The organism is Bacillus sp. BML-BC051 (assembly GCF_019656175.1).
Classification (GTDB): domain Bacteria; phylum Bacillota; class Bacilli; order Bacillales; family Bacillaceae_G; genus Bacillus_A; species Bacillus_A mobilis.
In genome coordinates, this window is record NZ_BPLI01000012.1 from 115,759 (window position 1) to 126,161 (window position 10,403).

At 37.7% G+C, this 10,403-nt stretch carries 9 protein-coding genes; 8 read left to right on the plus strand and 1 reads right to left on the minus strand.

Going from position 1 to position 10,403, the window contains the following annotated elements:
- Window positions 1-115: 115 nt before the first annotated feature.
- From ystJ to K5S59_RS05560, 7 genes are all read left to right on the plus strand, one after another.
- Entirely contained in the window at window positions 116-1,324 is a 1,209-nt protein-coding gene (gene ystJ / locus K5S59_RS05530) for an NADP-dependent malic enzyme (protein WP_162937158.1), read from the plus strand.
- Window positions 1,325-1,338: 14 nt separating this feature from the next.
- Complete coding sequence (locus K5S59_RS05535; RefSeq protein WP_000204429.1) at window positions 1,339-1,983, plus strand: FadR/GntR family transcriptional regulator; 645 nt, start codon at window positions 1,339-1,341, stop codon at window positions 1,981-1,983.
- Window positions 1,984-2,168: 185 nt separating this feature from the next.
- Window positions 2,169-3,038 (plus strand): acetyl-CoA carboxylase, carboxyltransferase subunit beta, encoded by an 870-nt coding sequence (accD, locus tag K5S59_RS05540; protein WP_000942872.1) that lies wholly within the window; start codon window positions 2,169-2,171, stop codon window positions 3,036-3,038.
- Window positions 3,026-4,000, plus strand: a complete 975-nt coding sequence (gene accA / locus K5S59_RS05545) for an acetyl-CoA carboxylase carboxyl transferase subunit alpha (protein WP_000818786.1) — start codon at window positions 3,026-3,028, stop codon at window positions 3,998-4,000. Before accD ends, accA begins: the two co-directional genes overlap by 13 nt.
- Window positions 4,001-4,128: 128 nt before the next feature.
- Window positions 4,129-5,088, plus strand: a complete 960-nt coding sequence (gene pfkA / locus K5S59_RS05550; RefSeq protein ID WP_000821161.1) for a 6-phosphofructokinase — start codon at window positions 4,129-4,131, stop codon at window positions 5,086-5,088.
- 53 nt (window positions 5,089-5,141) lie between these two features.
- A complete protein-coding gene (gene pyk / locus K5S59_RS05555; protein ID WP_001232676.1) occupies window positions 5,142-6,899 on the plus strand; it encodes a pyruvate kinase in 1,758 nt (585 codons plus the stop codon).
- A 198-nt stretch (window positions 6,900-7,097) separates the two neighbouring features.
- Window positions 7,098-7,487: an FxsA family protein gene (locus K5S59_RS05560; protein WP_120450920.1), complete on the plus strand. Its 390-nt coding sequence runs from the start codon at window positions 7,098-7,100 to the stop codon at window positions 7,485-7,487.
- Between the two features lie 630 nt (window positions 7,488-8,117).
- Here the strand turns inward: K5S59_RS05560 and ytvI are convergent.
- Complete coding sequence (ytvI, locus tag K5S59_RS05565; RefSeq protein WP_001081381.1) at window positions 8,118-9,236, minus strand: sporulation integral membrane protein YtvI; 1,119 nt, start codon at window positions 9,234-9,236, stop codon at window positions 8,118-8,120.
- A 563-nt stretch (window positions 9,237-9,799) separates the two neighbouring features.
- Here ytvI and K5S59_RS05570 point away from each other — a divergent pair.
- Window positions 9,800-10,261, plus strand: a complete 462-nt coding sequence (locus tag K5S59_RS05570; protein ID WP_000625507.1) for a DUF441 domain-containing protein — start codon at window positions 9,800-9,802, stop codon at window positions 10,259-10,261.
- The last annotated feature ends 142 nt before the right edge of the window (window positions 10,262-10,403 follow it).

The window sequence follows — 10,403 nt, forward strand, 5'->3', positions numbered from 1 at the left end:
TTCGATTATTATAGTAGTAGTGTTCGTGGTCAGACCACTTGGAGAAATTGATATCAGCTAGAATAATTTGAGGAGAGTGGATAGTTTGTCAACACTTCGTGAAGAAGCACTTCACATGCATAAAGTGCATCAAGGAAAATTAGAAACTGTATCAAAAGTAAAAGTAGAAAATGCAAAAGATTTAAGTCTTGCATATTCTCCAGGGGTTGCAGAGCCTTGTAAAGAAATTTATGACGATAAAAGTAAGGTATATGAATATACGATGAAGGGAAATATGGTAGCAGTTGTGACTGATGGAACGGCTGTACTTGGTCTTGGTAACATTGGACCTGAAGCATCTCTTCCAGTAATGGAAGGTAAAGCTGTATTATTCAAGAGCTTTGCTGGTGTAGATGCATTCCCAATTGCCTTAAATACAAACGATGTAGATAAAATTGTTGAAACTGTAAAATTAATGGAGCCAACTTTTGGCGGCGTTAACTTAGAGGATATCGCAGCACCAAACTGCTTCATTATTGAAGAACGTTTGAAAAAAGAAACAAATATTCCTATCTTCCATGATGATCAACACGGAACAGCTATCGTAACAGTAGCAGGTCTTGTGAACGCGCTAAAACTAGTTGGAAAGAAAATGTCTGACATTAAAGTTGTCGCAAATGGCGCAGGTGCAGCAGGTATTGCAATTATTAAACTTTTATATCGCTATGGTGTACGCGACATTATTATGTGTGACCGTAAAGGTGCGATCTATGAGGGTCGTCCTACAGGTATGAATCCTGTGAAGGATGAAGTTGCAAAATATACAAATAAGAATCGTATCGAAGGTTCTTTAGCTGATGTTGTGCAAGGTGCGGACGTATTCATTGGTGTATCTGCAGAAGGTGCATTAACAGAAGAGATGGTTCGTACAATGAATGACGATGCAATTATTTTTGCAATGGCGAATCCAGTTCCAGAAATTATGCCAGAATTGGCAAAAGCAGCGGGCGCAGCTGTTGTTGGAACGGGTCGTTCTGACTTCGCAAACCAAGTAAATAATGTACTAGCGTTCCCTGGTATTTTCCGTGGTGCACTTGACGTACATGCGACACAAATTAACGAAGAAATGAAGATGGCAGCTGTACAGGCTATTGCTGAGCTTGTAGCAGAAGATGAGTTGAATGCAGAGTATATCATTCCTGCACCGTTTGACGCGCGTGTAGCGCCTCAAGTGGCAGCTTACGTTGCGAAAGCTGCAATGGAGACAGGAGTAGCTCGCCGTCAAGTAGATCCAAATGAGATTGCTGAGAAAACAAAACAATTAGCGCTGATTGGTAAAGAATAAGCGAGGAATTTCCATTGACATCATCAAATACAAAAGTATATCTCGAAATTGTAAAAAAAATCCGTTCCATTATGGAAGAAGATGGATTGGTGGCGGGGGATCGTTTGCCGTCTGAGCGTGAGTTAAGTTCACGTTTAAACGTAGGGCGTTCCTCTGTAAGAGAAGCATTGCGTGCTTTAGAACTGGTAGGGTTGATTGAAACGAGACGTGGTGAAGGGACGTTTATTCGAAACTTTTACGATAACGGTCTTGTACAATTGATTGCGCCGTTCTTGCTGCAAGATGAGAAAACAATTCGTGATTTATTACAAACAAAAGGATTGCTCGAGAAAGATATGATTCGAATTGTATGTAATTTACCGAAAGAAACGTTTTCTAAAGTGCTAAGTAAATTACACAAAGTGCTTGAAGAAAATGAAAACTCAATTCCAATGCTTCATCAAACGTTCTTTAAAACACTTATTGAACAAGTCGATAATTATTTACTTTATCGCATTTGGATGATCGTAAATGATTACGTATCAACTCTTTCTTGTAAAGTTTCAGGAGATTCTATCGATATGTATAGAAAGCTTTATGCTACTTTGGAAGAAAAACAAGAAAATGTTGCACTAAAAATTTACGATGAATTAGTAGAGAATATACAGTTTCACTCGTAATGTATAAAATTTGTCGAAATGACCATGACACGTTATGACAAACATTCTATCGCGTAGCGGTTAAAGTTAAACGTAAAGAGTGAGGTTATTAGACAGATTGAGAAGATAAGGCTAACATCAAACTTTGGTGTTAGCCCAATTTTCTTCTTGCGCTAACCTTAGCTCTCAACGAAGGGGGTCAAATTGTGCTAAGAGATTTATTCGTGAAAAAGAAAAAGTACGCTGCAATACCTTCAGAACAAGTACGAAAAGATGTACCAGATGGCGTTATGACAAAATGTCCGAAATGTAAAAAAATCATGTATACGAAAGAGGTTCTAAAAAATTTAAAAGTATGTGTGAATTGTGGATATCATCATCCTATGAATGCATGGGAACGTCTTGATAGTATATTGGACGAAGGGTCATTCCGTGAGTATGACAAAGAAATGGTTTCATTAAATCCACTCGAGTTTCCAGGATACGAAGAGAAACTAGAGAGCGATCGTAAGAAGACTGAATTGAACGAAGCGGTTGTAACTGGTGAAGGAACAATTGATGACATGCTTGTTGTTGTTGCAGTAATGGATTCTCGTTTTCGAATGGGCAGCATGGGTTCTGTTGTAGGAGAGAAAATTGCCCGTGCAGTTGAAAAAGCATACGACTTACAAGTTCCATTTATTATCTTTACTGCGTCGGGTGGTGCCCGTATGCAAGAAGGGATATTAAGTTTAATGCAAATGGCAAAAACAAGCGTAGCTTTGAAAAAGCATAGTAATGCAGGAGGGTTATTTATTTCTGTTATGACTCACCCAACGACGGGCGGGGTTTCAGCGAGTTTCGCTTCACTTGGTGATTACAATCTTGCAGAGCCAGGTGCACTTATCGGGTTTGCTGGTAGACGTGTAATTGAACAAACAGTGCGTGAGAAACTACCGGAAGATTTCCAAACGGCAGAATTTTTATTAGAGCATGGTCAATTAGATGCGGTGGTGCATCGTGATGATATGAGAGAATCGCTCCGTAAGATTTTAGAAGTTCATCAAGGAGGGGAAATGGCTGTATGGCAGAGCTAGAATTTGAGAAACCAGTTGTTGAGCTAAGAAATAAGATTCGTGAACTGAAAGACTATACGAAAAACAGCCAGATGGACTTCAGTGAGGAGATTCGTATTTTGGAAGACAAGTTAGAAAAATTAGAGGAAGATATATACGGCAATATGAAAGTATGGGACCGTGTTCAAATTGCTCGTCATGCAGAACGACCGACAACGCTCGATTATATTGAGCACTTATTTACTAATTTTTTTGAATGTCATGGAGATCGCCTATTTGGCGACGATGCGGCGATTGTCGGCGGCATTGCGAAATATAAGGGGATGCCAGTAACTGTAATTGGGCATCAACGCGGAAAAGATACGAAAGAAAATATTCGTCGTAATTTTGGGATGCCTCATCCAGAAGGATATCGAAAAGCACTGCGTCTAATGAAACAAGCGGAAAAGTTTAATCGTCCTATTATTTGTTTCATCGATACGAAGGGAGCTTATCCTGGTAAAGCAGCTGAAGAACGTGGACAAAGTGAAGCGATCGCCCGTAATTTATTTGAAATGGCGGGTTTAACTGTACCTGTTATTTGTATTGTTATCGGTGAAGGTGGTAGTGGTGGTGCGTTAGGTCTTGGAGTAGGAGATTACATTCATATGCTGGAAAATTCCACGTATTCTGTTATTACACCAGAGGGTGCGGCGGCAATTCTTTGGAAAGACGCTGGTAAAGCAAAAGAAGCTGCAGAAGCGATGAAAATTACAGCATTAGATTTAAAAGAATTAGGTGTAATTGACGAAATCATTCCAGAGGCAAAAGGTGGAGCACATCGTAATATTTTAAAACAATCAGAAAATATAGATTTAATGCTTAAGAAAACTTTTGAACAATTAAGCGGAATTTCGAAAGATGAGTTAATCGAAAAACGTTATGAAAAATATATGAAAATTGGGCAAGTTTCGTTTTCAAACGCTTCCATTGGGATAAAATAATAAAAGCGTGCGTTCCTCTTCGCGAATGCACGTTTTTATTATGAAAAGACACATCTTCTCCATTGTGTTTTTATATTTTTTCGTGTTATTTTATTATAAGGCAAATAATCTTTATGAGGTGAGTACAAATGAAACGTATTGGTGTATTAACAAGTGGTGGAGATTCACCTGGTATGAATGCTGCCATTCGTGCAGTTGTTCGTAAAGCGATTTTCCATGATATTGAAGTATATGGTATTTACCATGGATACGCTGGTTTAATTTCTGGTCATATTGAAAAATTAGAACTTGGTTCTGTTGGCGATATTATCCACCGTGGTGGTACAAAATTATATACAGCAAGATGTCCTGAGTTTAAAGATCCAGAAGTACGACTAAAAGGTATCGAGCAATTAAAGAAACACGGTATCGAAGGACTTGTTGTTATTGGTGGAGATGGTTCTTACCAAGGTGCTAAAAAATTAACTGAACAAGGATTCCCATGTGTTGGTGTACCAGGTACAATCGACAATGATATTCCTGGAACAGACTTCACAATTGGTTTCGATACAGCTTTAAATACTGTTATTGATGCAATTGATAAAATTCGTGACACAGCTACATCTCATGAACGTACATATGTTATCGAAGTAATGGGACGTCATGCTGGAGATATCGCATTATGGGCTGGTTTAGCTGATGGTGCTGAAACAATTTTAATTCCAGAAGAAGAGTATGACATGGAAGATGTTATTGCTCGTCTGAAGCGTGGTAGTGAACGTGGTAAAAAACACAGTATTATCATTGTGGCTGAAGGTGTTGGAAGTGCAATTGACATCGGTAAGCATATTGAGGAAGCGACAAACTTTGATACTCGTGTAACTGTATTAGGTCACGTACAACGTGGTGGATCACCAAGTGCACAAGACCGTGTATTAGCAAGTCGTCTTGGCGCAAGAGCAGTTGAATTATTAATTGCTGGTAAAGGTGGACGTTGTGTAGGTATTCAAGATAATAAACTTGTTGATCATGACATTATCGAAGCGTTAGCTCAAAAGCATACAATCGATAAAGACATGTATCAATTATCTAAAGAATTATCCATCTAATCGGCTTAACGTCGGATATTTGGGAACGGTTTCATAATTTTCGGAGGTGCAATATGCGTAAAACTAAAATTGTATGTACTATAGGTCCTGCTAGTGAAAGTATTGAGAAATTAGAACAATTAATCGAAGCGGGTATGAACGTTGCTCGTTTAAACTTCTCTCATGGTAGCCATGAAGAGCACGGCGCTCGTATTAAAAACATTCGTGAAGCTTCAAAGAAAACTGGTAAAACAGTTGGTATCTTACTTGATACAAAAGGTCCAGAAATCCGTACTCACGACTTCGTAGACGGACAAGCTGAGCTTGTAACAGGTGCAGAAGTAGTTCTTTCTACTGAGCAAGTATTAGGTACTGCAGAGAAGTTCTCTGTATCTTATGCTGGTCTTTATGACGATGTAGACCCAGGTTCTCGTATTCTAATCGATGACGGTCTTATCGAACTAGAAGTAATCGAAAAAGCTGACGGAAACATCCGTACAAAAGTTCTTAACAGTGGAACTGTAAAAAACAAAAAAGGTGTTAACGTACCAAACGTAAGCATTAAGCTTCCTGGTATCACTGAAAAAGACGTAAAAGATATCATTTTCGGTATCGAGCAAAAAGTTGATTTCATCGCAGCTTCATTCGTGCGTAAAGCGTCTGACGTATTAGAAATCCGTGAATTATTAGAAGAGCATAACGCTCAATACATCCAAATCGTACCAAAAATCGAAAACCAAGAGGGTATCGATAACATCGATTCAATCTTAGAAGTTTCTGACGGTTTAATGGTAGCTCGTGGTGATATGGGTGTAGAAATTCCACCAGAAGAAGTGCCATTAGTACAAAAACGTCTAATCAAAAAATGTAACGTGTTAGGTAAACCAGTTATTACTGCGACACAAATGTTAGATTCTATGCAACGTAACCCACGTCCAACTCGTGCGGAAGCAAGTGACGTAGCTAACGCAATCTTCGATGGTACAGATGCAATCATGCTTTCAGGTGAAACAGCTGCTGGTCAATACCCAGTAGAAGCAGTAACAATGATGGCTAACATTGCAGTACGTGTTGAAAAATCATTACAGTATGAAGATATGTTCAAAAAACGTATTAAAGAGTTCACTCCAACAATTACAGATGCAATTAGCCAATCTGTTGCGCATACAGCACTTGCTCTTGATGTAGCTGCAATCGTAGCTCCAACAGAAAGTGGATATACTGCGAAAATGATCTCTAAATACCGTCCGAAATCTCCAATCGTAGCTGTAACATCTGATGAGCAAGTAGGACGTCGTCTTGCACTTGTTTGGGGTGTACAAGCATTTATGGCTGGAAAACGTGCAGCGTCTACTGACGAAATGTTAGATACTGCAATTCAAACAGGTATGGATGCAGGTCTAATCGGACTTGGAGACACTGTAGTAATCACTGCTGGTGTACCAGTTGCTGAAACTGGCACAACAAACTTAATGAAAATCCATGTTGTTGGTGAAGAAGTTGCAAAAGGACAAGGAATCGGTCGTAAAGCTGCAAAAGGTAAAGTAGTTGTAGCGAAAACAGCTGCTGAAGCTGTAGCGAACGTAAACAAAGGTGATATCCTTGTTACAACAAGCACTGATAAAGATATGATTCCTGCAATTGAAAAAGCTGCTGCTCTAGTTGTAGAAGAAGGCGGTCTAACAAGCCACGCGGCTGTTGTAGGTGTATCAATTGGTATTCCTGTTATCGTTGGTGTAAACGGCGTAACAGCAACTTTAAAGAATGGCCAAGAAGTAACAGTTGATGCGGCACGCGGAATTGTTTATAATGGACATGCGGAAGTGCTATAAGTAATACGGAGAGAAGGATCGGAGTCCTTCTCTTTTTTTTACACAAAAATGAGATATAACTAGCTTGAGACGTCTGAAATTGCTTTTAAAAGCTATTTGTTATGAAGTTTGATATGAAAATGTATTTGGCTTTTGTGTGGTGTATATGGGCGTTGTGAGGGTGTTTAAAGTTATGGTATGTGAGAGGAGTGTGGAACTATGAAGTGGTTACTAGTCTTGTTTATTTTAATACCGGCTATTGAGATTACAGTCTTAATTGGATCGAGTCATGTAATAGGTTTGTGGTCTACGTTCGCTATGATTGTATTTACGGGTGTTGTAGGTGTCTATTTGGCGAAAAGGCAAGGATTTAAAGTACTTGGAGAGATTCAATCTAAGTTGAATAGAGGAGAAATGCCAGGAACGGCAGTACTCGATGGTATTTTTATCTTTGTAGGAGGTATTCTTTTGGTACTTCCTGGATATGTAACGGATATAATAGGTTTTATCTTTGTTCTTCCTGTGACGAGGGCTTTATTGAAGCCGTTTGTTATGAAATGGATGGAATGGAAGTTTAGAAAGAACTCTATTATTATTGTGCAGAAATAATGCTTAGATTATAGCGATCTAAGCATTATTTTTTTTACCTGCAAAAGGATGAGGAGGGTGATTAAAGTTAAGTTAATTAAAGATGCACTTTATCCTACCTTAACATCTGGTGAGTGCAAAGGAGTTAAGTGGAAATCGGACTGCTTATGAAAGTACATAGTCGGTGGTGGGCAAAATCCTTATTAATCGTTGTCTTACTTTATTGTATTCGCTGTGTGTTTTTGGTTGGATATGTGATTTGGGGAGTTGGTAGCTCTTAATGAGTCTGCTGCGCGAAAATTTTTGTGAACTCAAACTTGTTTTTTGTATATAAAAAGAATCAATTTGCATGGAAAAGTTAGATAAGGACAGGGAAGTTATTAGTTTAAGTCTTATTCTAATTCGTTTTGTATATTTATTCATTTACATAAAAAGTAATAAATGTAAGTAATAATTATGAAAAAAATAGAATAAAAATGTAAAAAGACCTCGAAATATGCGTTTTTTATACAAAAAAACAAGAGAATTATCCTTTTTGGTTGCAATTCTCTTGTTGGATGTAATGAGTATGAAAAATAAGTACAAGGAATAATCAGTGGAAATTTCCCACTGATTACATGTAAGTTTTTGTTGTATGTGAACTAGAAACTATTATTTTGAAGGTGAGCCTTTAATATATTTCCACAAATCATGGAATACACGAGCTTTGTGCAATGTATTAAGTAGTACTAAGGTGACTGGACCGATGATTAATCCTAAAAAGCCAAAGAGTTTGAAGCCGACAAATAGAGCAATCAGAGTTGCTAATGGATCGAGGCCGATATTAGAAGAAAGTACTTTAGGCTCCATAATTTGTCTTTGGACAATCACGACGATGTATAAGATGAGAAGACCGATGGCGAAAGCAGTGTCGCCAGTGAAAAATACGTATATAACCCAAGGAACGAAGACGGCTCCTGTTCCTAGATACGGGAGTAAATCTACAACCCCTGTAATAATCGCGATAGTAATGGCGTATGGTACGCGTAATATTAACAGTCCGATTAGTACAATAACAGTTGTCATAGATACGAGTGTAAGTTGCGCTTTAACAAAACCAAATAAAGCTTTTCTTAGATCGACAAAAATAGTTTTTCCGTAGCCATGAACACGATTGGGCAAAAATTTTCTTACTTTCTGAGCAAGACGGTGCCAATCGTAACTAATGAAGAAAGTGGCTAATAAAACGAATACAAGAACAGTTAAAGTTGTTGGTAATGCACTAATGAAATTTGTTAATCCGCTTATAATAGCAGTTAAAAGTTCTTTCATTTGTGTCGTTGCTTCGGTTCCTAAGTTTTGAATGTTTTGTGTAATCGTATAGCGCTGTGGTTCCCCAAGATGATTAAATTTAGAAATTAAATCATCATAGAGAGGCATAATATGATTAAGTGCAAATTGCTCTGCGAATTTAACGATATCTGGAAACTTTACTGTAACAAGTTGTAGTAAGTATGTTGTGGCAGATATTGCTTCTGTTACAAGATATGTAACGAGTCCGACGATAGCTCCGAATACGAGAATTAAGCTAACGAGTACTGCTAGTGCGCGAGGAAATTGTAGTTTTTGATTAAGGAAATTGACGACAGGATTAATCAAATAAGCAAATGCGAAAGCGATAATAAAGGGGTAGATAAGTCCTGACATATATAGTAATGCATAGAACCCGGCTACCGTTGCTACAATGACAAATATGAGTCGCAATATCATATATAGTAAGTTTCGGTTCAAAGATGTATACCTCCCATTCCAATTTGGATTATCCTAATTCGTTCAACTTATAACGAGTGTGTCGCCACTGATTAAAGTTTCACTTTACCCCGCATTAACGGGCAGTAAATCTCCTACCCAAAGTGCGGCTGGATTAAAGGAGTTAGATGGAGATAAACTGCCCGTAAAAGCCCGATTGGTTCAACTAATAATCAGTGGAAAATGCCCCACTGATTAAAGTTTCACTTTATGTTATAGTGGAATGATGGATTTTTCCTGCTTTTTCAGTATATGAGTGACCGAAAAAGCTTGGTGTTGATGCTTCTACTATATGGTAAAAACTTCATTTTCTCTTCTTTTTATTTTACCTGTTTCTTATTAGAAAAGAAAGGAGAGACAATCGTTTTAAAAATGTATACATGCTTAAATCTTTGATGGTGAAAGTCTCAGTTTTTCATTTTAAAATACATAAAAAAATGAAGTGGTTATTGTTGCATATACATCGATATAGCATGTATAACGATAGGTTTAAAGGTATTTTTGTTTGGAAATGAGTTCATTATTTTCAGAAAGGAAGTGCAAACATGATTAGTCAGTCAACGTTATTTTTATTCATACTACTTATTATAGGACTTATTGCGAAAAACCAATCGCTTACTGTAGCTATTGGTGTGTTATTTTTATTGAAATTTACGTTTCTAGGAGATAAAGTCTTTCCTTATCTACAAACGAAAGGGATTAACCTTGGTGTTACGGTTATTACAATAGCAGTACTCGTACCGATTGCGACGGGGGAAATAGGTTTTAAACAACTTGGAGAAGCAGCGAAATCGTATTATGCATGGATTGCTTTAGCTTCAGGGGTAGCGGTCGCTTTGCTAGCGAAAGGCGGCGTACAATTATTGACGACGGATCCTCATATTACAACTGCGCTCGTTTTCGGGACAATTATAGCGGTTGCTTTATTTAATGGAGTTGCTGTAGGTCCATTAATTGGGGCTGGAATTGCCTATGCAGTTATGAGTATTATACAGATGTTTAAATAAGGAATTTTATAGTAATATAAAATTTTTGAATTCTTTCTGTTCACAAAAGTCAGATAATTGTTTATAATAGGATTAGAAACTTTGAAAAGTTACATAACAGCAGAGACTTTACACCAGATAAAATAAAAACAACATAAAACAA

Excerpts from the sequence above, each read along its gene's own strand:
- ystJ (WP_162937158.1), top strand. The coding sequence starts at position 116 with ATGCATAAAGTGCATCAAGGAAAATTAGAAACTGTATCAAAAGTAAAA.
- accA (WP_000818786.1), top strand. The coding sequence starts at position 3,026 with ATGGCAGAGCTAGAATTTGAGAAACCAGTTGTTGAGCTAAGAAATAAG.
- pfkA (WP_000821161.1), top strand. The coding sequence starts at position 4,129 with ATGAAACGTATTGGTGTATTAACAAGTGGTGGAGATTCACCTGGTATG.
- pyk (WP_001232676.1), top strand. The coding sequence starts at position 5,142 with ATGCGTAAAACTAAAATTGTATGTACTATAGGTCCTGCTAGTGAAAGT.
- K5S59_RS05560 (WP_120450920.1), top strand. The coding sequence starts at position 7,098 with ATGAAGTGGTTACTAGTCTTGTTTATTTTAATACCGGCTATTGAGATT.
- K5S59_RS05570 (WP_000625507.1), top strand. The coding sequence starts at position 9,800 with ATGATTAGTCAGTCAACGTTATTTTTATTCATACTACTTATTATAGGA.